Consider the following 22,261-nt stretch of genomic DNA (forward strand, 5'->3'; position numbering starts at 1 on the left):
GTGAGCGACAAGATTCATCCGGGAAAGCCGGGAAAGCCGCAGGGACAGGGACGGCGCGGCCCGCGGAACGCCAGGGAGCGGCTGCGCCGGGAGCGGGCGCGCGAGCAGGCGGTGGCGCGGCGGCTGCGTTCGGTCAAGGTGGGCGGGCTCTCCCTGGGCGTGCTCGCGGTGGCCGGGCTCGTCGGGGTGCTGGCGGCCAACCGCGGCGGCGACTCCGCCGAGGGCCCCGCGGCCCGGCCCATCGTGGTCGGCGAGGCCGGGGCCCCGGCCACCCTCACCGTCTACGAGGACTTCCGCTGCCCGGCCTGCGGCCAGTTCGAGAACGCCTTCCGGGACACCGTCCACCGGCTGACCGAGGAGGGGAAGCTGCGGGCGGAGTACCACCTGGTGACCATCATCGACGGCAACATGGGCGGCCACGGCTCGCTGTCCGCCGCCAACGCGGCCGCCTGCGCCCGCGACGCCGGGAAGTTCCCCGGCTACCACGACGTGCTCTACCGCAACCAGCCGCCGGAGACGGACGACGCCTTCGCCGAGCCCTCCCGGCTGATCGAGCTGGCGGGCGAGGTGAGGGGCCTGGACACCCCGGCCTTCCGCGACTGCGTCCGCTCCGGGAGGCACGAGAACTGGGTGAGCCGCTCGAACGCCGGCTTCCTCGACTCCGAGTACAACGCCACCCCGACCGTCCTGCTGAACGGGGACAGCGTCTACGGCACCTCCGCCGAGCCGCTCACCCCCGAGGGCCTGGCCGAGCGGGTCGAGGAGATCGCGGGGGACGGCTCGTGAGCGCCGGGGTCCCCACGACGTGAACGACCCCTGACCGCCCGGGTCCTGCCGCCGTCCCGTCCCGGCAGGACCCGCCGCAGGACCCGCCTCCTGACACGGCGGCCCGAGCGGGGGCCACGGATTCCCACTCCGCGGGCGGGCACGGTAGCGTCGGGGGCACCATGGACATCCTTGCCTCGATTCCCAGCCCGAGCGAAAGCGAGATCCACCTCGGTCCGCTGCCGCTGCGCGGCTACGCGCTGTGCATCATCATCGGCGTCTTCCTCGCCATCTGGCTCAGCGGGCGCCGCTGGGTGGCGCGGGGCGGGCAGCCGGGCACCGTCGCCGACATCGCCGTGTGGGCGGTGCCCTTCGGGCTGGTCGGGGCGCGGGTCTACCACGTCGTGACCGACTACGAGCTGTACTTCGGCGAGGGCCGCGACTGGGTCGACTCCTTCAAGATCTGGGACGGCGGGATCGGGATCTGGGGCGCCGTCGCGGGCGGCGCCCTGGGCACGTGGATCGCCTGCCGCCGCCGGGGCATCGCGCTGCCGCCGCTCGCGGACGCGATCGCGCCGGGTCTCGCGTTCGCGCAGGCGGTCGGCCGCTGGGGGAACTGGTTCAACCAGGAGCTCTACGGCCGGGCCACCGACCTGCCCTGGGGCCTGGAGATCGACAACGGCATCCACCACGGCACCTACCACCCGACCTTCCTCTACGAGTCGCTGTGGTGCCTGGGCGTCGGGTTCCTCGTCCTGTGGGCCGACCGCCGCTTCCGGCTCGGCCACGGGCGGGCGTTCGCCGTGTACGTCATCGCCTACACGACTGGCCGGTTCTGGACCGAGTACCTGCGCATCGACGAGGCCCACACGTTCTTCGGCCTGCGCCTGAACGACTGGACCTCGCTGCTGGTCTTCACCGCGGCCGTTCTCTACCTGGTGTTCTCCGCCCGGCTGCGGCCCGGCCGCGAGGAGGCCGTCGAGCCCGTGGCCGAGCCGGAGGGCGCGGCCGTGGAGGCCGGGGGCGCCGAGGCCGCGGGGGCGCCCGCAAAGGACCCGGAGGGCGCCGCCGCGAGCGAGACCGCGACCGACGGGGACGCCTCCGCCGGGGACGGAGAGGCAGAAGAGGCCGGGGAGGCGGAAGAGGCCGGCGAGGCAGAAGAGGCCGGGGAGCAGCGGGCCGGCGAGGCGGAGGCGGAGCAGGCGGCGGAGCGCGCCGGTGCGCCGGAGGCCGCCGGGGCCGCGGAGGCGGGCGAAGCCGCGGAGAGCGGCGAGGCGGCCGGGACCGCGCCCGCCGCGGAGGCCGCGGAAACCCCGAGCGCGGAGGAGGCGGACCGGACGCCCGAGGGCGCCGGGGCCGCGCGGGAGCCGGAGGCAGCGGAGGGCCCCAGGGCCTGAGCCCGCCCGGGAGCGCGCCGCAGCCCCGCTCCAGGACCCGGGCCGAAACCCCAGGTCAGCGAGGTTAGTATGGCCTGCCTTGCTAGCCCCGGTGCGAAATGAGTGCCACCCTTTCTCCCGTCCGCACCGTCCCGGCCGCGCGTTCGCCCGAGCCGCGCGGCCGGCGGCGGGACCCGCCGTCCGGAACCGCCGGGCGGTCCGGGCGGCCGGGAAAGACAGGGGAGGGCCATGTCGGCAGAAGCGCACCACAGCCACCGCGACGTCACCGGCGGCTGGCTGCGTCCCTCCGTCTTCGGCGCCATGGACGGACTGGTCTCGAACCTGGGCCTCATCACCGGGGTCGCCGGCAGCTCCGCCTCCTCCCACACGATCGTCGTGGCCGGAATGGCCGGGCTGATGGCCGGGGCCTTCTCCATGGCCGCGGGCGAATACACCTCCGTCGCCTCGCAGCGCGAGCTGGTGCTCGCCGAGATCGAGGTGGAGCGGCGCGAGCTCGCCCGGCACCCGGCCGACGAGCTGGAGGAGCTCACCGCGGTCTACGTGGGCCGCGGCGTGGAGCCCGAGCTGGCCCGCGAGGTGGCGCGGCAGCTGTCGGCCGACCCCGAGCAGGCCCTGGAGATACACACCCGTGAGGAGCTGGGCGTGGCCCCGGGGGACCTGCCCTCGCCCACCGTGGCCGCCGTCTCCTCCTTCGGCTCCTTCGCCGTCGGGGCCCTGCTGCCGGTGCTGCCGTACCTGGTGGGCGTCGGCACGCTGTGGATCGCGGTGACCCTGGCGCTGCTCGGGCTCTTCCTGTGCGGCGCGGTGGTCTCCCGGGTCACCGCGCGGAGCTGGTGGTACAGCGGGCTGCGGCAGCTGCTCCTCGGCGCCGCCGCGGCCGGGATCACCTATGCGCTCGGCTCTTTGTTCGGGACATCGCTCGGGTAATCTGGGATTCATCCGAAGACAACACCACGGCAACCGGCGCCCCCGCCGGCCGGCCTCCCCCGAGGGGGCGAACCGTGGGAATACACCCGCCTGCCGGACACGTTGGGTGGCGTGGGCGTCCTTCGGGGTGAGCTTTGTTTCCCTCGGGTTTCAGCGCGCGGCGGCCGGGCATGTGTTCGGAGATTCGCGTGCGGCAGACCCCCGCCGAGACCCTCGGCGCCGCCCGGGCCATGGCCGGTCAAACACCGCCATCTCCGGCGCGCCACCTGATGCTTAGTCCGTATCGCGGACAGAAGTATCCGCTTCCCGGGAATCGGGACATCGTGTAATCTGCACGAAAATTTAACGCCAGGGCCAGCGTCGTCCCTCGGAACCAGCACTGCCCAAGACGACGACGGGAGAGCCGATGCGTTCTGCGTCCCATCCGGTTGCCCAGGGGATGTACGACCCGCGCCATGAGCACGACGCCTGTGGCGTCGGCTTCGTCGCCACTCTCACCGGTGAGCCCAGCCACGAGCTGGTCGACCAGGCGCTGACCGTCCTCCGCAATCTCGAACACCGGGGGGCCACCGGCTCCGACCCGGACACCGGCGACGGCGCCGGCATCCTCCTGCAGGTCCCGGACGCCTTCCTGCGCGAGAGCGTCTCCTTCGCCCTGCCCGTGACCGGGGCCTACGCCGTCGGCACCGCCTTCCTGCCCACCGCGGCCGACGAGGCCGCCGCGGCCGTGGCCAGGATCGAGGAGCTGGCGGGCGAGGAGGGGCTGAAGGTGCTCGGCTGGCGCGAGGTGCCGGTCGCCCCCGGGCTGCTCGGTGCCGCCGCGCGCGCCACCATGCCCGCCTTCCGGCAGCTCTTCGTCGCCGACGCGCGGGGGGAGCGCACGGGGCTCGACCTCGACCGGATCGTCTTCGTGCTGCGCAAGCGCGCCGAGCGCGAGGCGGGTGTCTACTTCCCCTCGCTGTCCTCGCGCACCCTCGTATACAAGGGGATGCTCACCACCGGCCAGCTGGAGCCGTTCTTCCCCGACCTCTCCGACCGCCGTCTCACCAGCGCGATCGCCCTGGTCCACTCCCGCTTCTCCACCAACACCTTCCCGAGCTGGCCGCTGGCCCACCCCTACCGCTTCGTCGCGCACAACGGCGAGATCAACACCGTCCAGGGCAACCGCAACTGGATGCGGGCCAGGGAGTCCCAGCTGGCCACCGACCTCTTCGGGACCGGCCCGCTGGAGCGGATCTTCCCCGTCTGCACCCCCGGCGCCTCCGACTCGGCCACCTTCGACGAGGTGCTCGAACTGCTGCACCTGGGCGGGCGCAGCCTGCCGCACGCGGTGCTGATGATGGTCCCCGAGGCGTGGGAGAACCACGAGTCGATGGACCCCGACCGGCGCGCCTTCTACCGGTACCACTCCACGATCATGGAGCCCTGGGACGGGCCGGCCTGCGTCACCTTCACCGACGGCACCCAGGTCGGCGCGGTCCTGGACCGCAACGGACTGCGCCCGGGCCGTTACTGGGTCACCGAGGACGGCCTCGTCGTGCTGTCCTCCGAGGTCGGCGTCCTGGACATCGCGCCAGGCCGCGTGGTCCGCAAGGGCCGCCTCCAGCCCGGCCGGATGTTCCTCGTGGACACCGCGGAGGGCCGCATCATCGAGGACGACGAGATCAAGCGGCAGCTCGCCGGCGAGCACCCGTACGCCGACTGGCTGGAGGCCGGGCTCATCGACCTGCCCGACCTGCCCGAGCGCGAGCACGTCGTGCACACCCACGCCTCCGTCACCCGCCGCCAGCAGACCTTCGGCTACACCGAGGAGGAGCTGCGGGTGCTGCTCGCCCCCATGGCGAAGACCGGGGCCGAGCCGATCGGCTCGATGGGCACCGACAGCCCCATCGCCGCGCTCTCCGACCGGCCGCGGCTGATCTTCGACTACTTCACCCAGCTGTTCGCGCAGGTCACCAACCCGCCGCTGGACGCCATCCGCGAGGAGCTCGTCACCTCGCTGCTCTCCTCGCTCGGCCCGCAGGGCAACCTGCTGGAGCCGGCCCCGGCCTCCTGCCGCAGCGTGACCCTGCCCTTCCCCGTGCTCGACAACGACGAGCTGGCCAAGCTCATCCACATCAACGCGGACGGCGACCTGCCCGGGTTCGCCGCCACCACCCTCTCCGGCCTCTACCGGGTGAGCGGCGGCGGCGAGGCGCTCGCCCGGCGGCTGGCCGAGATCTGCGCCGAGGCCGACGCGGCGATCGCCGAGGGCGCCCGGGTCATCGTGCTCTCCGACCGGCACTCCGACGCCGAGCACGCCCCGATCCCCTCCCTCTTGCTCACCTCGGCCGTGCACCACCACCTCATCCGCACCAAGCAGCGCACCCAGGTGGGCCTGCTGGTCGAGGCGGGCGACGTGCGCGAGGTCCACCACGTGGCGCTGCTGATCGGCTACGGCGCCGCCGCGGTCAACCCGTACCTGGCCATGGAGTCCGTCGAGGACCTGGCCGCCCGCGGCACCTACCTGCCGGACACCGACGCGCCCACCGCGATCCGCAACCTGATCAAGGCGCTCGGCAAGGGCGTGCTCAAGGTGATGTCCAAGATGGGCATCTCCACCGTCGCCTCCTACCGCGGCGCGCAGGTCTTCGAGGCGGTCGGCCTCGACCAGGAGTTCGTCGACACCTACTTCCACGGCACCGCCACCAAGATCGGCGGCGCCGGCCTCGACGTCATCGCCAGGGAGGTCGCCGCCAGGCACGCCAAGGCGTACCCGGCCTCGGGCGTCGCCCCCGCGCACCGCGACCTGGAGATCGGCGGCGAGTACCAGTGGCGCCGCGAGGGCGAGCCGCACCTGTTCGACCCCGAGACCGTCTTCCGGCTCCAGCACGCCACCCGCGAGCGGCGGTTCGACATCTTCCGCAGCTACACCCGGCGCGTGAACGAGCAGGCCGAGCGGCTGATGACCCTGCGCGGGCTGTTCCGGCTGCGCGAGGGGGAGCGGGAGCCGGTGCCGCTGGAGGAGGTCGAGCCGGTCAGCGAGATCGTCAAGCGCTTCTCCACCGGCGCGATGAGCTACGGCTCCATCTCCCAGGAGGCGCACGAGACCCTGGCCATCGCCATGAACCGGCTCGGCGGCAAGTCGAACACCGGCGAGGGCGGCGAGGACCCGGAGCGGCTGGTCGACCCGCGGCGCCGCAGCGCCATCAAGCAGGTCGCCTCGGGACGCTTCGGCGTCACCAGCGAGTACCTGGTCAACGCCGACGACATCCAGATCAAGATGGCCCAGGGCGCCAAGCCGGGCGAGGGCGGCCAGCTGCCGGGGCACAAGGTGTACCCCTGGGTGGCCAGGACCCGGCACTCGACGCCCGGCGTCGGCCTGATCTCCCCGCCGCCGCACCACGACATCTACTCCATCGAGGACCTGGCCCAGCTGATCCACGACCTGAAGAACGCCAACCCCGCGGCCCGGATCCACGTCAAGCTGGTCTCCGAGGTCGGCGTGGGCACCGTCGCCGCCGGCGTCTCCAAGGCGCACGCCGACGTGGTGCTGATCTCGGGCCACGACGGCGGCACCGGCGCCTCGCCGCTGACCTCGCTGAAGCACGCCGGCGGCCCCTGGGAGCTCGGCCTGGCCGAGACCCAGCAGACGCTGCTGCTCAACGGCCTGCGCGACCGGATCGTCGTGCAGACCGACGGGCAGCTGAAGACCGGGCGCGACGTGCTGATCGCCGCGCTGCTCGGCGCGGAGGAGTTCGGCTTCGCCACCGCGCCGCTGGTCGTCTCCGGCTGCGTCCTGATGCGGGTCTGCCACCTGGACACCTGCCCGGTCGGCATCGCCACCCAGAACCCGGTGCTGCGCGAACGCTTCGCCGGCAAGCCCGAGTTCGTGGTCAACTTCTTCGAGTTCATCGCCGAGGAGGTGCGCGAGCTGCTGGCCGCGCTCGGCTTCCGCACCCTGGAAGAGGCCGTCGGCCACGCCGAGCTCCTCGACGTCGGCCGGGCCGTCGACCACTGGAAGGCCCAGGGCCTCGACCTGGGCCCGCTGCTCCACGTCCCCGAGCTGCCCGAGGGCGCCGCGCGGCACCGCACCACCGCCCAGGACCACGGCCTGGCCAAGGCCCTGGACAACGAGCTGATCCGGCTCTCGGCCGACGCGCTCGCCGCCGAGACGCCCGAGGCCGCCCAGCCGGTCCGCGCCCAGCTCGCGATCCGCAACATCAACCGCACCGTGGGCACCATGCTGGGCCACGCCGTCACCAAGAAGTTCGGCGGCCAGGGCCTGCCCGACGACACGATCGACATCACGTTCACCGGCTCCGCGGGCCAGTCGTTCGGCGCCTTCCTGCCGCGCGGCATCACGCTGCGCCTGGAGGGCGACGCCAACGACTACGTCGGCAAGGGCCTCTCCGGCGGCCGGCTGATCGTGCGCCCCGACCGGGCGGCCGACCACCTGCCCGAGTTCTCCACCATCGCGGGCAACACCCTCGCCTACGGCGCGACCGGCGGCGAGCTGTTCCTGCGCGGGCGGGTCGGCGAGCGGTTCTGCGTGCGCAACTCCGGCGCCACCGTGGTCGCCGAGGGCGTCGGCGACCACGGCTGCGAGTACATGACCGGCGGCCGGGCCGTGGTGCTCGGCGAGACCGGGCGCAACTTCGCGGCCGGCATGTCCGGCGGCATCGCCTACGTCCTCGACCTCGACCTGGACCGGGTGAACCCCGGGTTCGTCGAGGTGGAGGAGCCGGACCAGGCCGACCGCGACTGGCTGCACCAGCTGCTGCGCCGCCACGCCGAGGAGACCGGCTCCACCGTCGCCGAGGGGCTGCTGGCGGACTGGGCGGCGGGCGTGGCCCGGTTCAGCAAGATCATGCCCACCACGTACAAGGCCGTGCTCGCCGCCAAGGACGCCGCCGAGCGGGCCGGGCTTTCCGAGTCCGAGACCCACGAGAAGATGATGGAGGCGGCGACCCATGGCTGATCCGAAGGGCTTCCTCACGACCGAGCGCGAGGTCGCGCGCACCCGTCCCGTCGGCGAGCGGGTCAAGGACTGGCGCGAGGTCTACGTGCCGGGCTCCCTGCTGCCCGTCATCACCAAGCAGGCCGGCCGCTGCATGGACTGCGGCATCCCCTTCTGCCACAACGGCTGTCCGCTGGGCAACCTGATCCCCGAGTGGAACGACCTGGCCTGGCGCGGCGACTGGACCGCGGCGAGCGAGCGGCTGCACGCGACGAACAACTTCCCCGAGTTCACCGGGCGGCTGTGCCCGGCGCCGTGCGAGTCGGCCTGCGTGCTCGGCATCAACCAGCCGGCGGTCACCATCAAGAACGTCGAGGTCACCATCGTCGACAAGGCGTGGGAGGCGGGGGCGATCACCCCGCAGCCGCCGCAGCGCCTCTCCGGCAAGACGGTGGCCGTGATCGGCTCCGGGCCCTCGGGCCTGGCCGCCGCCCAGCAGCTCACCAGGGCCGGGCACACGGTCGCGGTCTACGAGCGGGCCGACCGGATCGGCGGCCTGCTGCGGTACGGCATCCCCGAGTTCAAGATGGAGAAGCGCCACCTGAACCGCCGCATCGAGCAGATGCGCGCCGAGGGCACCAAGTTCCGCACCGGCGTGGAGGTCGGGCGGGACCTCGACGCCGAGCAGCTGCGCAAGCGCTACGACGCGGTGGTCATCGCGGCCGGGGCCACCACCCCGCGCGACCTGCCGGTGCCGGGGCGCGAACTCAAGGGCGTGCACCAGGCGATGGAGTACCTGCCGCTGGCGAACAAGGTGCAGGAGGGCGACCTGATCAGCTCGCCGATCTCCGCGGAGGGCAAGCACGTCGTGGTGATCGGCGGCGGCGACACCGGCGCCGACTGCGTGGGCACCGCCCACCGGCAGGGCGCGGCCTCCGTCACCCAGCTGGAGATCATGCCGCGGCCGGGCGAGGACCGCCCGGCGCACCAGCCCTGGCCGACGTACCCGATGACCTTCAAGGTCACCTCCGCGCACGAGGAGGGGGGCGAGCGGCTGTACTCCGTCTCGACCACCCACTTCGAGGGCGACGAGGACGGCAACGTGCAGTGGCTGCACATGGTCGGCGTGGAGTTCAAGGACGGCAAGCTGGTGCAGCTGCCCGGCACCGAGCGGCGGATTCCGGCGCAACTGGTCACCCTCGCCATGGGCTTCACCGGCACCGACCAGGAGAACGGCCTGCTGCGGCAGTTCGGCGTCGAGCTCGACGCCCGCGGCAACATCGCGCGCGACGCCTCGTACGCCACCAACGTCGAGGGCGTGTTCGTGGCCGGCGACGCGGGCCGCGGGCAGTCGCTCATCGTCTGGGCCATCGCCGAGGGCAGGGCCGCGGCCCGCGGCGTGGACCGCTACCTGACGGGCGAGTCCACCCTTCCCTACCCGATCCGGCCCACCGACCGCCCGCTGGCGGTCTGACCCGTCGGGCCGCCCGGCTCCGGCCGGCCCCCCGCAGAAGGCCCCCGGACCGCCGGCCACGGCATCCGGCCCGGCGCCCGCCCCCTACCCGACCGGGGGGCGGGCGCCGCACCGTTTCCAGTGGTGTGGACCACAATCGGTGCCGTTCCGTGATGTCGCAAGACCTGGCTCGTGTGAACTCCGCGCTGTCACAATCGACGCTCAGTCCGGCCGGATGATCCACGCACTTCAGAAGGGGCCTGGTCATGCTGCACACCCCCATGGGGAGACCCCCGCTCAGGCGCGCTCGGCGCCTGGTCGCCGGCGCGGCCGCCGTGCTGAGCCTCGGTGCGCTCACGGCCTGCGGGGACGACGGAGGGGACGGAGGGGACAGCCTCCAGCTGTGGATCATGGAGGGCACCAACCCCGACGCCGAGCCCTACGTGGAGTCGCTCAAGGAGGCGTTCGAGGAGCAGACGGGCGCCACGCTCGACGTCCAGTTCATCCAGTGGGCCGACGCCCACGACAAGATCACCACGGCGATGGCCGGGGACGAACTGCCCGACGTCGCGGAGATCGGCACCACCTGGGCGCCGGAGTTCGGCGCGGCCGGGGCGCTCACCGACCTCTCCGAGACCATCGAATCCGAGGGCCTGGCCGACGACCTGGTCCCCGCCCTGCGGGAGGCGGCGACCGTGGACGGCGCCGTCTACGGGATGCCCTGGTACGCCGGCACCCGCTCGCTGATGTACCGCAAGGACATCTTCGAGGAGCACGGCCTCCAGGCGCCCACCACCTGGGACGAGCTGCGGGACGTCGCGCTGCAGCTGAAGGAACTCGAACCGGACATGATCCCCTTCCCGGTGATCGGCGGCGGCGAGTACAGCGTGGACGCGTTCATCTGGGGCGCCGGCGGCCAGATAGCCGAGCAGGACGGCGACCAGTGGCACTCCACCATCAACTCCCCCGAGGCCGTGGAGGGCATCGACTTCTACACCTCGCTCGCCACCGAGGACGACGTGTCGGTGGCCGCGGCGAGCACCTGGCTGGAGACCGACCAGCTGGAGAGCTTCCAGAACGGCCAGTCCGCCATGGTCATCAACGGCAACTGGACCGTGAACACGCTGCTGGCCGACGACCCGTCCTGGGCCGACAAGATCGGCGTGGTGCCGATCCCGGGACCCGAGGGCGGCTTCAGCCCCTCCTTCGTGGGCGGCTCGCTGCTCGGCGAGTTCAACAGCGACCAGCCCGACCTGGCCTGGGACCTCATCGAGCTGATGTCCACCGGCGACTTCGCCTCCCAGTGGGCCGAGTCCTCCGGCTACTTCCCCGGCCAGCAGTCCCTGCTCGACGCGGTGGTCGCGGAGAACGACCCGCTGGTGGCGCCGTTCGCCCAGCAGATGAGCGAGGCCGGCGCCAGCGTCCCGGTCACCGAGGCGTACGGCACCATCCAGGGCGACCAGGTGGTGACGCGGATGGTGCAGGAGATCCTGAGCGGCGACGCGTCCGTGCAGGAGGCGGCCGACGAGGCCGCGGCGAGCATGGACGAGACCTTTGGCGGGTGAGTCGGGGTCCGGCCTGACCGGGGCCGCCGCCCCCGAGGAGGCGGCGGCCCCGGCGGCGCTCGCCGCGACGGTCACCGGGCGAGGGCGCGGCGGCGAGCCGGCCGGCGGTGGCCCCCGGGAGGCCCGGGCGCGGCGCCTGCGCCGCGGGCTGCGGCCCTGGCTGCTGCTCGCCCCGGCGCTGCTGGTGCTCGCGGTCCTGCTGTTCTGGCCGCTGGTGCGGGTGCTGCAACTCTCCCTCCAGGACTACGGGCTGCGGGAGATCAACACAGGCGAGAGCAACTACATCGGCCTCGGCAACTACCGCGAGATCCTCGGCGACTCCTTCCTGTGGACGAAGGTGCTGCCGAACACCGTCGTCTTCGCGCTGGCCTGCGTCCTGCTCACCGTCGCCTTCGGCACCCTCGTGGCGCTGCTGCTGCAACGCCTGGGGCGGGTGTGGCGCACCATCTGCTCCAGCGTGATCATGATGGCCTGGGCGATGCCCGCGGTCACCGGAACCTACGTGTGGATCTGGGTCTTCGACCCGCTCGACGGCGTGGTCAGCGGCGGCCTGGACGCCCTCGGCCTGATCGACCCCGAGCAGACCAACTGGTTCACCGACCGCTGGGCCTTCTACGCCATCGCCGCGCTCAACGTCGTCCACCACGGCTTCCCCTTCGTGGCGGTCACCGTCTACGCGGCGCTGCTGACCATCCCGCGGGAGCTGCCCGAGGCGGCCCTGATGGACGGGGCGAACGCGTGGCAGCGGTTCTGGCGGATCACCGTGCCGGTGATCAGGCCGGTCTTCCTCGTGGTGACCATCCTGTCCACCATCTGGGACTTCAAGGTCTTCGCACAGGTCTACCTGATGCCGGGCGGCGCCGGCTCCAACGAGGACGTGCTGAACCTCGGCGTGTGGTCCTACATCCAGTCCTTCAGCAGGAACGAGTACGGCATGGGCTCGGCGATCGCCGTCCTGCTCACGCTGCTGCTGCTGGGCATCACCGTGCTGTACATCAGGCTGCTGTCCAGGGAGCGGGACGAACTGTGAGCACCGCACGCACCGCAGGCCCCGCCGTCGCGGGACCCGGCCGCCGGACCTCGCCCGCGCGGCGCCTCGGCCTGGGGGTGGCCGTCGCCGCGCTGCTGGCGTTCACCCTCTTCCCGGTGTACTGGATGCTGTCCTCGGCCTTCGACCCCAAGGCGGGCCACCGCGGCTCCTCGGTGCTGCCCTCCGGCTTCACCCTGGACCACTTCCGCTACGTCCTGGACACCGGGGACTTCAGCAGGTACCTCCTCAACTCCCTGGTGGTGGGCCTCGGCACGGTCCTGCTCTCCGGCCTGCTCGCCCTGTTCGCTGCCGTCGCGGTGGCGCGCTTCCAGTTCCGGATGCGCAGCAAGGTGCTGGTGATGATCCTCGTGGTGCAGATGGTGCCCATGGAGGCGCTGGTCATCCCGCTCTTCCTGCAGATGCGCGACCTGAAGATGCTCAACAGCCTCCTCGGCCTGACGATCGTCTACCTGGCCTTCTCGCTGCCCTTCGCCATCTGGACGCTGCGCGGCTTCGTCGCCGCGGTGCCCAAGGAGGTCGAGGAGGCCGCCTACCTGGACGGCTGCGGCTGGTGGCGGATGTTCCGCTCGGTGCTGCTGCCGCTGGTCGCGCCGGGGCTCGTGGCCACCAGCATCTTCGCGTTCATCGTGGCCTGGAACGAGTTCGTCTTCGCCTTCGTCTTCATGCAGGACGACGGCAAGTACACGGCGGCCGTCGGCCTGCACGCCTTCTTCGGCCAGTACAGCACCGACTGGGGCGCCGTGATGGCCGGTTCGACGCTGATCACGCTGCCGGTCCTGATCTTCTTCGTCCTCGTCCAGCGCCGCCTCGCCGGCGGCCTCGCGGCGGGCGCCATCCGCTGAATCCGGCCGGGGGCCGGGCGAGGTCAGCCCCCGGACCGCCCGCCGCCGGCCGCCGTGGCGAGGCCGGCCAGCCGGGTCAGCCTTGCGGACGTGGCCTCGTCCACCGGCGTCATCACGAAACGTCCCCGGCAGGGCGGAGTCGCTTCCGGCGGATTCGGCCGGCGGCACCCGCATGCCCGCGAGCAGTTGCAGATGCCGGCTCTCGGCGTCGTCCAGTCGCAGTGCCCGGCCGACGGCCCCCGGCACGTGCGTGCTGACGTTGATCGGCCTGCCCTGTTCGAGCCACGTGTACCAGGTGACACCCACCCCGGCGGGCACCGCCACCTCCTCGCGCCTGAGGCCCGGCGTCCTGCGGCGCCCGGTGGGAGGAAGGCCCACCTGCTCGGGGCTCAGCCGCTCGCGCCGGGTGCGCAGAAAGTCCCCGAGCTCGCGGCGGGCGGCGGCCTGCGTGCAGACCGGACTCGGCTGGTCCCCGATGCACGCCGCACTGGTCCTGCTCCCCTTCGCCTCCTGCTTCTTCCTCGTGTCGGCCTGGTCGGGAAGGCCGGCTCCCCGCTTCGGGTTCCGACCCGGCGCACCGGGAGGTGCCCGGTGGGCGGCGGTGCGGCACGGGGCCCTTCGCCGCCGCGCCGGGGCAGTCGCCGCCGCAGCATAGGGTGGGAGCATGAATCCCAGCGCCGAGCTCGACGAAGGCGTGCGCGCGGAGCTGACCGCGCTGCGCGACAGCATCGACAACATCGACGCCGCGGTCGTGCACATGCTCGCCGAACGTTTCAAGTGCACCCAGCGGGTAGGCCGCCTCAAGGCCGACCACCACCTCCCGGCCGCCGACCCGGCGCGGGAGGCCCGGCAGATCGCCCGCCTGCGCAGGCTCGCGGAGGAGGCCAAACTCGATCCGGCCTTCGCCGAGAAGCTGCTCAACTTCATCATCGCCGAGGTCATCCGGCACCACGAGACGATCGCGGGACGGCGGCTGAACGGCGAGCGGGCCGCGGCCGACTAGCGTGCCCCGGCCGGGGGCGCCGGGACGCGGCGCCCCCGGCCCTTCACTTTTCCGCGAACTCGTAATTGGCCAGGGCGAGGCCGAGGGCGAAGAAGGTGGGGGCCCACTCGCCCACGAAGATCCCCCACCGGTCCGCGCGCGACAGGTCCCCGCCCGGCTCCGCCTTCAGCGACCCGGCCCAGCTGAGGATGGAGAGTCCGATGGAGGCGGCGCCGGCGCAGTACGCGTGCTCGCTGCGCAGCCCCTTCTCGTGGAGCATCTTGACGATCACAGTGGCCTCCCGGGTTCGTGCCTTTTCCACCACAGTGCGGGCTTTGCGGGGATTTCGCCACCGAGGCGGCGGCGACCGTGGCTCCCTCCCGCGGCGGCCCCTTCCCTGACCTGACCTCGTGAAGTGGGGAATCGGCTGTGCGCGGAGGGCCGGGTGAGGCAGCATTTCCCGCATGGCCACACTCACCCGCAGCGAAGCCGAGGCCCGGGCCCGGCTTCTCGACGTCCACCGTTACGAGATCGACCTGGACTTCGGCCGGGCGCTGGAGAACGCCGAGTCGTTCGGCTCCGTCACCACCATCAGGTTCACGGCGCGCGAGGCGGGTGACACCTTCGTCGAGGTGCGGCCGCTCGCGCTGCGCCGGGCGACCCTCGACGGGCGGGACCTCGACCCGGCCTCGCTCGCCGGGGGCAGGCTGCCGCTCCGGGGGCTCACGGCCGGGGAGCACGAACTGCGGGTGGCCGCCGAGATGCCGTACTCGCGCACCGGCGAGGGCATGCACCGCTTCACCGACCCCGAGGACGGGCTCACCTACCTCTACAGCATGTGCTGCATGACCGAGGGCCCCCTCGTCTTCGCCTCCTTCGACCAGCCCGACCTCAAGGCCGTGTTCGACCTCGCCGTCACCGCGCCCCGCGACTGGACCGTCCTCGGCAACGGCGTCGCCACCCGGCAGCAGACGGCGCAGGGCGAGCCCGGCCGCTGGCACTTCGCCTCGACGCCGCCGATCAGCACCTACCTGATGGCCGTGGCCGCCGGGCCCTACCACTCGGTGCGGACCGAACACGCCGGGCTGCCCTTCGGCATCCACGTGCGGCGCTCCCTCGCCGGGCACCTGGACCGGGACGCCGGGGAGATCCTCGGCATCACCACCCGCTGCTTCGACCGCTACCACGAGATCTTCGCCGAGCCCTACCCGTTCGACTCCTACGACCAGGCCTTCGTGCCCGAGTTCAACGCGGGCGCGATGGAGAACCCCGGCCTGGTCACCCTGCGGGACGAGTACGTGTTCCGCTCGGCCGTCACCCAGACCGAGCGCGAGGTCCGCGGCGTGGTCATCGCCCACGAGATGGCCCACATGTGGTTCGGCGACCTGGTGACGCTGCGCTGGTGGGACGACATCTGGCTGAACGAGTCCTTCGCCGAGTACATGGGGTACCAGGTGCTCGCCGAGGCCACGGAGTACGAGCCGTGGACCGAGTTCGCCGGCTCCCGCAAGCCCTGGGGCTACGACGCGGACCAGCGGCCCTCCACCCACCCGGTCGCCCCGGACCCGGACGGCGTGCCCGACACGGCCTCGGCCTGGCTCAACTTCGACGGCATCTCCTACGCCAAGGGCGCCTCGGCCCTGCGGCAGCTGGTGACCTGGCTCGGGGAGGAGACCTTCCTGGCCGGCATCAACGAGCACTTCGCCCGCCACCGCTTCGGCAACGCCACCCTGGCCGACTTCATCGACTCCATGGCCCACGCCTCGGGCCGCCCCGTCCCCGCCTGGGCGGACGCCTGGCTGCGCACCAGCGGCCCCGACACCCTCACGCCCACCGTGACCGAGGAGCCGGGCGGGGGCTGGCGGCTGGAGCTGAGGCACGAGGGCGGGCGCCCGCACCGGCTGCGCCTGGGGGCCTACGACCTCAGGGCCGAGCAGGCGGGGGCGGCGGACACGGGGGAAGCGGACGCGGGGGAGGCGGCAGCCGCCGCGGCCACCGGCGGCGCGGCCCGGCGGCCGGTGCGGCGCGAGGCGCGGGACGTGGAACTCGGCGCCGAGGAGGGCTCGGCCGCCTTCACCTTCCCCGGCAGCCGCCCCGACCTCCTGGTGGTCAACGACGGCGACCTCACCTACGCCAAGGTCAGGCTGGACGCGCGCTCCTGGGAGACGGCGCAGGAGGTGCTCTCCGCGCTGCCTGACCCGCTGACCAGGACCGTGGTGTGGAACGCGGCCCGCGACATGGTCCGCGACGCCGAACTCGACCCGCGCTCCTACCTGGCCGCGGCCCGCCGCCACCTGCCGGGAGAGCCCGCCCCGGCGCTGCTCGAAGGCGTGCTCGGCTTCGCCCGCGCCCAGATCGCCGACCGCTACCTCGGCGCCCCGGCGCGCCGGGAGGCCCTGGAGACGCTGACGGAGCTGGCCGGGGAGCTGCTGGCGCGGACCGCGGACGACGCCGCCCCGGGCCGCCGGCTGATCGCCGTCCGCGGCCTGATCGACGCGGCCACCGAGCCGGGCACCCTGCGTTCCTGGCTGCGGGCCGGCACGGTGCCCGGGGGGCCCGCACTCGACCCGGAGCTGCGCTGGCGGCTGCTGCACCGGCTCGCCGTGCTCGGCGCCACCGACGAGGCGGAGATCAAGGCGGAGGCCGAGCGCGACCCCAGCGCCGCGGGGGAGGAGGGCGCGGCCCGCTGCCGCGCCGCGCTGCCGGAGCCGCGGGCCAAGGAGGCGGCCTGGGAGGCGATGTTCGACCCGGCGGACCGGCTGTCGAACTACCTGTTCACCGCCACCGCCGAGGGCTTCTGGCAGCCGGAGCAGCGCGAGCTGCTCGCCCCCTACGTGCCGCGCTACTACCGGGACGCCACCGGGCTGGCCGCCCGCCGCGGCCACGCCCTGGCCCAGGCCGCCACCAGGTACGCCTTCCCGCGCGGCCTCACCGAGCCGGAGACGCTGCGCCTGGGCGAGGAGTGCCTGGCGGGCGAGGACCTCACCCCGGCGCTGCGCCGGGGCCTGACCGACCAGCTCGACGACCTGCGGCGCGCCCTGCGCGTCCTCGCGCGCTGGTCCTGATCGCCGCGCGCGCCCCCTGGAAAGTCTGCCGGAAAGGTAACTTTGCACGTTAGGCAAGGTGTCGCTACGGTGACCGGCATGCACCCCCAGGGCGGCGCGCGCGTCGGACTGCGCGAGCGCAAGAAGCAGGAGACCCGCCTCGCGCTCAGCTGGGCGGCGATCAAGCTCGGCATCGAGCGTGGCGTGGACAACGTCAGGGTCGAGGACATCGCGGCCGAGGCGGGCGTCTCCCTGCGCACCTTCCGCAACTACTTCTCCGGCAAGGCCGAGGCCATCGCCGCCAGGCACCTCGACCGGGCCCAGCGGGTCGCCGCCGCGCTGCGCGCACGCCCCGGGGAGGAGCCGCTGTGGGAGGCCATCGGCCGGGCGGTCGAGGAGCAGTTCGCCCTCGACGGGCAGCAGGCGGGCGCGCGGGTGCCCGACCGGCAGTGGATCGAGGGCGTCCGCCTGCTGCTCACCGAGCCGGCGCTCCAGGGCGAGATCTTCAAGGTCAACGCCCGCGCCCAGAGCGAACTCGCCGCCGTCGTCGCCGAACGCACCGGCACCGACGCCGCGCGGGACCTCTACCCCCGGCTGGTGGCCGCCGCCGTCGGCGCCGCCCTGGGCACGGCCATCGAGCACTGGCTGCGCGCCGACCCGCCGGTGCCCGTCGGGCCGCTGCTGCGGGAGGCCGTCGACCGGCTGGCGGCCGGGCTGCCCGTGCCCTGACCGCCGCACGCGCGGGCCTGCCGCCGCCTCAGGCGCCGGTGACCGCCAGGTGGACGCGGTGGTGGGCCGGCCGCTCCGCCTCGTCGAGCACCGCCGCGGCGAAGTCGCGTTGCGCTATCCGGGCCGACAGGTCGCCCCGTTCCGCCACCCGGTATCCGCCGCCCCCCGGCGCCTCGCGGTCGAAGTCCCCCGCCGGGCTGAGGTAGAGCCAGTCCACCCGCGCCCCCTCCTGCCGCAGCAGCGCCAAAGCCGCGCCGTGCGCCCGGCAGAACGGCAGGAACTCGGGCGGCACCGGGGCCGATTCCAGCAGCGGCCGGCCCGCGGCGTCCCGCAGCAGCGTCGCCAGGCCCACCACGATCAGCCGCACCCCCGGCTCCCGGGCCGTGGCGAGCAGGGCCCGCGTGGAGTCGGCGAAGAACGCCGCGGGGTCGGTGCCCGCGCCGTAGGCCGCCGCCGCCGAGATCACCGTCCGGTGCCCGGCCGCCGCAGCGGCCACCGCCGCCGCGTCCGTGACGTCGCCCGCCACCAGCCGCACCCCCTCCCCGGCCAGGTCCGCGTGCGCGGCCGGATCGCGCACCACCGCCGTCACCCGGTGCCCGCGCCGCCGCGCCTCCGCCACGGCCGCCCGCCCGGCGCGCCCGCCCGCGCCGAACACCACGATCCCGCCGGGCCGCCCGGCCCGCTCCCCTGGCCCCTCCACCCCTGCCGAGGTCCGCCCGTCCGTCCGTCCACCGGTCTCGCCCATGTGCCTGCCCTTCCGAGTGCCGCATGCCGTAGGCCGCATGCCGCTTGCCGCATGCTGCTTGCCGAATGCACCGGAAGGTAGCTCCCGCCCCGGTATCCACCCGGATACCTGGACGGCGGCTACCGTGGCCGCATGGGTGCTCAGGCAGGCGGGCGACTCGGCCCGGAGATGTTCGACGAGCTGTGCCCCTCCACGCTGGTGCCGGTCAGGTTCGCCGACAAGTGGGCCTGGCCGGTGCTGCGTTGCCTGGAGGACGGCCCGCGCCGCTTCTCGGAGCTGCGCGTCCCGCTGCGCCGCGCCACCGCCCGGGTGCTGACCCACTCGCTGCGCCGCCTGGAGCGCGACGGCCTGATCTCCAGGACCGCCCACGCCGGGCCGCCCGCCCGCGTGGAGTACGCCCTCACCCCGCTGGGCCGCAGCCTGCTGGAGCCGCTGGCCGTGCTCAGCGCCTGGACGGCGGAGCACTGGGAGGAGCTGGTCGAGGCGCGCGAGTCCTACGCCGCGCGCGAACGCCCCCGGGCGGCCGGCGCGCCGCGGCCGGGCGGCTGACCCGGCCCGGTCCCCGGCCCGGTCCCGGGCCCCGTCTCCGGCCCCGTCCCCGGCCCGGCGAGGAGGCCGCCTGGCGGCACGATCCGCCCACCTGTCCCTCCTTCGGGGGAACGGCGCGAATCGGCAGGACTCGGGCACCTCGTGCGGCGATACCTTGAGGCGGTCCCCGCACCGCGCCGCCACACCGAGAGAGACCCACGATGCCCGCCCCAGCCCTGCCGGAACCCGCCCCGCTGGCGGGCGGCAGCTCAGGGCCGCGAGCCCTGCGCCCCCTCGTCGAGACCGTGCTCACCGCCCTGGAAGAGGGCGCCACCGCGCGCTGCGGGCCCCTGCCCGCGGGCGGCCCAGGGGCCGTGCGCCGCCGGCTGGCCGAGCGGTACGGCGAGGTGCTGCCCGAGCACGGCACGGGCGCGGGGGAGGCGCTGCACACCCTGGTCCACGCCCTGGCCGAGGGCGCCGCCGACCCGGCACACCCGCACTGCGCCGCCCATCTGCACTGCCCGCCGCTCGGCGTCGCGGTCGCCGCCGACCTGGCCGCCTGCGCCCTCAACCCCTCCCTGGACTCCTGGGACCAGGCCCCGGCCGCCTCCGAGCTCGAACGCGTGGTGACCGCCCGCCTCGCCCGCCTCGTGCACCCCGTCGCCCCCGCCCCCGACGCCCTGGTCACCACCGGCGGCACCGAGTCCAACCTGCTGGGCGTCCTCCTCGCCCGCGAACACCACGGCCGCTCCCTGCGGGTGATCTGCGGGGCCAACGCCCACCACAGCATCCACCGCGCCGCCTGGCTCCTCGGCCTGCCCGAGCCCGCCGTCCTGCCCACCCCGCGCGGCGTGCTCGACCCGGCGGCGGTGCGCGCCGCGCTCGCCCTCGCCGCCGCGGCGCAGTCCCCGGCCCTGGTGGTCGCCACCGCGGGCACCACGGACAGCGGGGCGGTGGACCCGCTCCCCGAGCTCGCCGACGTCGTCGCCGCCCACCGCGGCCCGGCCCGGGCGCTGCTGCACGCCGACGCCGCCTACGGCGGCCCCCTGCTGCTCAGCGACCTCCACCGGCACAAGCTCAACGGCCTGCACCGCGCCGACTCGGTCGCCTTCGACCTGCACAAGCTCGGCTGGCAGCCGGTCGCCGCCGGGCTGCTCACCGTTCCGGACGCCGCCGCGCTCGCCCCCCTCGGGCAGCGCACCGAGTACCTCAACGCCGCCGACGACACCGAGGCCGGACTGCCCGACCTGCTCGACCGCTCGCTGCGCACCAGCCGCCGCCCCGACGTGCTGAAGATCGCCGTCACCCTGCGCGCCCTCGGCCGCGCCGGACTCGCCGCCCTGGTGGACCGCACCTGCGCCATCGCCGCGGAACTGGCCGCCCTGGTGGCGGCCGAGCCGGAGCTGACCCTGTACGGCGAACCCACCATCAGCACCGTCCTGTTCCGGCCCAGGGGGGCGAGCGACGCGGAGGTGGCCGCCATCCGCAGGCGGCTGCTCGCCGACGGCCGCGCCGTCCTCGGCCGGGCCCTGGCCGAGGACCGGCACGGGCGGCGCCTCCTGTGGCTCAAGGCCACCCTGCTCAACCCGGACACCGAACCCGGGGACCTCACCGCGCTGCTCAAACTCGTCCTCGACCAGCACGCCCGGGGCGAGCGGCGCCCGCCGGACACCCCGCGCCCCCAGGACCCCCGACGCGCCCCCCACGTTCCGCGCCCCGCGCCCGCCCGCGGCACACACCACCCGCCGCGCGAGCCCGGCGCACGCCAGGAGGCGCCGGCCTCCCCGCCGCCCCCGCCCTCGCTCTCCCCCTTCTCCCACCGGCCCACCCCGCACGACAGGCACCACGCACGCGACCGAAGGACGTCCGCCGATGACCACCGCTGACCCGAACCGCCCGCTCGACCTCGCCGGCGTCGGCATCGGCCCCGCCAATCTCTCCCTCGCCGCCCTGGCCTACCCGCTCCCCGGGCTGGAGTGCGCCTGGTTCGAGCAGCGCCCGGAGTTCCGCTGGCACCCCGGGCTGCTCGTCGAGGGCACCACGCTCCAAGTCCCCTTCCTGGCCGACCTGGTGACGCTGGTCGACCCCACCAGCCGCTGGAGCTTCCTCAACTACCTCAGACACCAGCGGCGGCTCTTCCCCTTCTACTTCTCCGAGCGTTTCCACGGCCTGCGCGCCGAGTACGACGCCTACTGCCGCTGGGTCAGCGGCCAGCTGCCCGGCATGCACTTCAGCCACCAGGTGGACGCCATCCGCTGGAATCACGAACACGCCCTGTTCGACATCGACTTCACCCGCCTCGGCCCGGCCGGCGAGGCCGAGGCGGTGGGGCGGGCCAGCGCCCGGAACATCGTGCTCGGCATCGGCACCGCCCCGCACGTCCCCGAGCCGCTGCGGCTGCTCGCCGAGGCGCGCACCATTCCCGTCGTGCACTCCGCCGACTACCTGGACCACCGCGAGCGGCTGCTGGCCGCCGGGCACGTCACGGTCATCGGCTCGGGCCAGTCGGGCGCCGAGGTCTTCCTCGACCTGCTGCGCAGGCGCCCCGAGGGCCGGGAGCGGCTCGCCTGGGTGAGCCGCACGCCCGCCTTTGCGCCGATGGAGTACAGCAAGCTCGGCCTCGAACACTTCACGCCGGACTACGCCGCCTACTTCCGGGCGCTGCCCGAGCCGATCCGCGAGCAACGCCTCGCGCAGCAGTGGCAGTTGCACAAGGGCATCGACCACGGCACGCTGGCCGCCATCCACGACGAGCTCTACCGGCGCAGCGTCGGCGGCGGCTGGCCGGACGCGGTGCTCACCCCGGGCGTCACGGTGCGCACCGCGGGCCGCCTCGGCAGCGACCAGGTCGAGCTGCACCTCGACCACCTGGAGCAGGGCGAGCGTTCGCGGCTGATCACCAACGCGCTGGTGCTGGCCACCGGCTACCGGGAACGGCCGCTCGACCCGCTGCTCACCGCCTTCGACCAGGCCGTGCTGCGGGACGAGGCGGGCCGGCCGTGCGTGGACGAGCACTGCCGCCTCCGGCTGGACCCGGACATCACCGGCGCCGTGTTCGTGCAGAACGCGGAACGGCACAGCCACGGCGTGGGCGCGCCCGACCTGGGGCTGTTCGCCCATCGCAGCGCGACCATCCTCAACTCGCTCTCCGGCGAGGAGCTCTACCCGCTGCCCGAGCGCACCGCCTTCACGACCTTCGGGCTGCGCCCCGCGCGCCCCCGCGTGGGCGCCCCGCGCACGCACGTGTTTGCGACGCAGGGGACGGGGAACATTTCCCCGCGATAAGCCGGAGCT

General features: G+C 73.9%; 16 protein-coding genes and 1 pseudogene. 14 read left to right on the forward strand and 3 right to left on the reverse strand.

The annotated features are described in order from the left end of the window. The 8 genes from D7294_RS13070 (at position 1) to D7294_RS13105 (ending at position 12,939) form a co-directional block, all read left to right on the forward strand. On the forward strand, positions 1 to 786 hold the full coding sequence (locus tag D7294_RS13070) for a DsbA family protein (protein ID WP_422070687.1): 786 nt from the start codon (positions 1 to 3) through the stop codon (positions 784 to 786). A gap of 161 nt (positions 787 to 947) precedes the next feature. Next, positions 948 to 2,162 (forward strand): prolipoprotein diacylglyceryl transferase, encoded by a 1,215-nt coding sequence (lgt, locus tag D7294_RS13075; RefSeq protein ID WP_120679029.1) that lies wholly within the window; start codon positions 948 to 950, stop codon positions 2,160 to 2,162. A 228-nt stretch (positions 2,163 to 2,390) separates the two neighbouring features. Then, positions 2,391 to 3,089, forward strand: coding sequence for a VIT1/CCC1 transporter family protein (locus D7294_RS13080; RefSeq protein ID WP_120679031.1), 699 nt, complete (start codon positions 2,391 to 2,393; stop codon positions 3,087 to 3,089). 406 nt (positions 3,090 to 3,495) lie between these two features. Then, positions 3,496 to 8,049: a glutamate synthase large subunit gene (gene gltB / locus D7294_RS13085; protein WP_241562322.1), complete on the forward strand. Its 4,554-nt coding sequence runs from the start codon at positions 3,496 to 3,498 to the stop codon at positions 8,047 to 8,049. Next, positions 8,042 to 9,502 carry a glutamate synthase subunit beta gene (locus D7294_RS13090; RefSeq protein ID WP_120679035.1) on the forward strand — a complete coding sequence of 487 codons (1,461 nt, stop codon included), beginning with the start codon at positions 8,042 to 8,044 and terminating at the stop codon, positions 9,500 to 9,502. The genes gltB and D7294_RS13090 overlap by 8 nt, the downstream gene beginning before the upstream one ends. Positions 9,503 to 9,747: 245 nt before the next feature. Beyond that, on the forward strand, positions 9,748 to 11,046 hold the full coding sequence (locus D7294_RS13095; protein WP_241562323.1) for a sugar ABC transporter substrate-binding protein: 1,299 nt from the start codon (positions 9,748 to 9,750) through the stop codon (positions 11,044 to 11,046). Between the two features lie 13 nt (positions 11,047 to 11,059). Further along, positions 11,060 to 12,076 (forward strand): carbohydrate ABC transporter permease, encoded by a 1,017-nt coding sequence (locus D7294_RS13100; protein ID WP_120679345.1) that lies wholly within the window; start codon positions 11,060 to 11,062, stop codon positions 12,074 to 12,076. Further along, positions 12,073 to 12,939: a carbohydrate ABC transporter permease gene (locus D7294_RS13105; RefSeq protein WP_120679037.1), complete on the forward strand. Its 867-nt coding sequence runs from the start codon at positions 12,073 to 12,075 to the stop codon at positions 12,937 to 12,939. Before D7294_RS13100 ends, D7294_RS13105 begins: the two co-directional genes overlap by 4 nt. Positions 12,940 to 13,086: 147 nt before the next feature. Here D7294_RS13105 and D7294_RS33140 read toward each other — a convergent pair. Then, a pseudogene (locus tag D7294_RS33140) lies at positions 13,087 to 13,416 on the reverse strand (helix-turn-helix domain-containing protein); the annotation flags it as partial. 187 nt (positions 13,417 to 13,603) lie between these two features. On the opposite strand from D7294_RS33140, the gene D7294_RS13115 reads away from it, so the two are divergent. Beyond that, positions 13,604 to 13,942, forward strand: coding sequence for a chorismate mutase (locus tag D7294_RS13115; RefSeq protein ID WP_120679039.1), 339 nt, complete (start codon positions 13,604 to 13,606; stop codon positions 13,940 to 13,942). Positions 13,943 to 13,985: 43 nt separating this feature from the next. Here D7294_RS13115 and D7294_RS13120 read toward each other — a convergent pair whose 3' ends face one another. Further along, positions 13,986 to 14,213 (reverse strand): hypothetical protein, encoded by a 228-nt coding sequence (locus tag D7294_RS13120; RefSeq protein ID WP_174248341.1) that lies wholly within the window; start codon positions 14,211 to 14,213, stop codon positions 13,986 to 13,988. 172 nt (positions 14,214 to 14,385) lie between these two features. Between D7294_RS13120 and pepN the strand changes: the two genes are divergently transcribed. Both pepN and D7294_RS13130 read left to right on the forward strand, forming a co-directional pair. Next, on the forward strand, positions 14,386 to 16,986 hold the full coding sequence (pepN, locus tag D7294_RS13125; protein WP_120679041.1) for an aminopeptidase N: 2,601 nt from the start codon (positions 14,386 to 14,388) through the stop codon (positions 16,984 to 16,986). A gap of 78 nt (positions 16,987 to 17,064) precedes the next feature. Further along, complete coding sequence (locus D7294_RS13130) at positions 17,065 to 17,694, forward strand: TetR/AcrR family transcriptional regulator (RefSeq protein WP_120679349.1); 630 nt, start codon at positions 17,065 to 17,067, stop codon at positions 17,692 to 17,694. A 28-nt stretch (positions 17,695 to 17,722) separates the two neighbouring features. On the opposite strand, the gene D7294_RS13135 is transcribed toward D7294_RS13130, so the two are convergent. Continuing rightward, positions 17,723 to 18,439, reverse strand: coding sequence for an NAD(P)-dependent oxidoreductase (locus tag D7294_RS13135; protein ID WP_120679043.1), 717 nt, complete (start codon positions 18,437 to 18,439; stop codon positions 17,723 to 17,725). A 132-nt stretch (positions 18,440 to 18,571) separates the two neighbouring features. Here D7294_RS13135 and D7294_RS13140 point away from each other — a divergent pair, with 132 nt between their 5' ends. From D7294_RS13140 to D7294_RS13150, 3 genes are all read left to right on the forward strand, one after another. Then, the gene (locus tag D7294_RS13140; protein WP_120679045.1) at positions 18,572 to 18,988 is read left to right on the forward strand and encodes a winged helix-turn-helix transcriptional regulator; all 417 of its coding nucleotides are present in this window, start codon (positions 18,572 to 18,574) and stop codon (positions 18,986 to 18,988) included. A gap of 200 nt (positions 18,989 to 19,188) precedes the next feature. Then, positions 19,189 to 20,853 carry a pyridoxal phosphate-dependent decarboxylase family protein gene (locus tag D7294_RS13145; RefSeq protein ID WP_174248342.1) on the forward strand — a complete coding sequence of 555 codons (1,665 nt, stop codon included), beginning with the start codon at positions 19,189 to 19,191 and terminating at the stop codon, positions 20,851 to 20,853. Next, the gene (locus tag D7294_RS13150; protein WP_120679047.1) at positions 20,840 to 22,252 is read left to right on the forward strand and encodes a lysine N(6)-hydroxylase/L-ornithine N(5)-oxygenase family protein; all 1,413 of its coding nucleotides are present in this window, start codon (positions 20,840 to 20,842) and stop codon (positions 22,250 to 22,252) included. Before D7294_RS13145 ends, D7294_RS13150 begins: the two co-directional genes overlap by 14 nt. Positions 22,253 to 22,261 lie beyond the last annotated feature (9 nt).

Source organism: Streptomyces hoynatensis, assembly GCF_003626535.1.
In the GTDB taxonomy this organism is placed as follows: Bacteria; Actinomycetota; Actinomycetes; order Streptomycetales; family Streptomycetaceae; genus Streptomyces; species Streptomyces hoynatensis.

Excerpts from the sequence above, each read along its gene's own strand:
- lgt (WP_120679029.1), top strand. The coding sequence starts at position 948 with ATGGACATCCTTGCCTCGATTCCCAGCCCGAGCGAAAGCGAGATCCAC.
- D7294_RS13080 (WP_120679031.1), top strand. The coding sequence starts at position 2,391 with ATGTCGGCAGAAGCGCACCACAGCCACCGCGACGTCACCGGCGGCTGG.
- gltB (WP_241562322.1), top strand. The coding sequence starts at position 3,496 with ATGCGTTCTGCGTCCCATCCGGTTGCCCAGGGGATGTACGACCCGCGC.
- D7294_RS13090 (WP_120679035.1), top strand. The coding sequence starts at position 8,042 with ATGGCTGATCCGAAGGGCTTCCTCACGACCGAGCGCGAGGTCGCGCGC.
- D7294_RS13095 (WP_241562323.1), top strand. The coding sequence starts at position 9,748 with ATGCTGCACACCCCCATGGGGAGACCCCCGCTCAGGCGCGCTCGGCGC.
- D7294_RS13115 (WP_120679039.1), top strand. The coding sequence starts at position 13,604 with ATGAATCCCAGCGCCGAGCTCGACGAAGGCGTGCGCGCGGAGCTGACC.
- pepN (WP_120679041.1), top strand. The coding sequence starts at position 14,386 with ATGGCCACACTCACCCGCAGCGAAGCCGAGGCCCGGGCCCGGCTTCTC.
- D7294_RS13130 (WP_120679349.1), top strand. The coding sequence starts at position 17,065 with ATGCACCCCCAGGGCGGCGCGCGCGTCGGACTGCGCGAGCGCAAGAAG.
- D7294_RS13135 (WP_120679043.1), bottom strand. The coding sequence starts at position 18,439 with ATGGGCGAGACCGGTGGACGGACGGACGGGCGGACCTCGGCAGGGGTG.
- D7294_RS13140 (WP_120679045.1), top strand. The coding sequence starts at position 18,572 with ATGGGTGCTCAGGCAGGCGGGCGACTCGGCCCGGAGATGTTCGACGAG.
- D7294_RS13145 (WP_174248342.1), top strand. The coding sequence starts at position 19,189 with ATGCCCGCCCCAGCCCTGCCGGAACCCGCCCCGCTGGCGGGCGGCAGC.
- D7294_RS13150 (WP_120679047.1), top strand. The coding sequence starts at position 20,840 with ATGACCACCGCTGACCCGAACCGCCCGCTCGACCTCGCCGGCGTCGGC.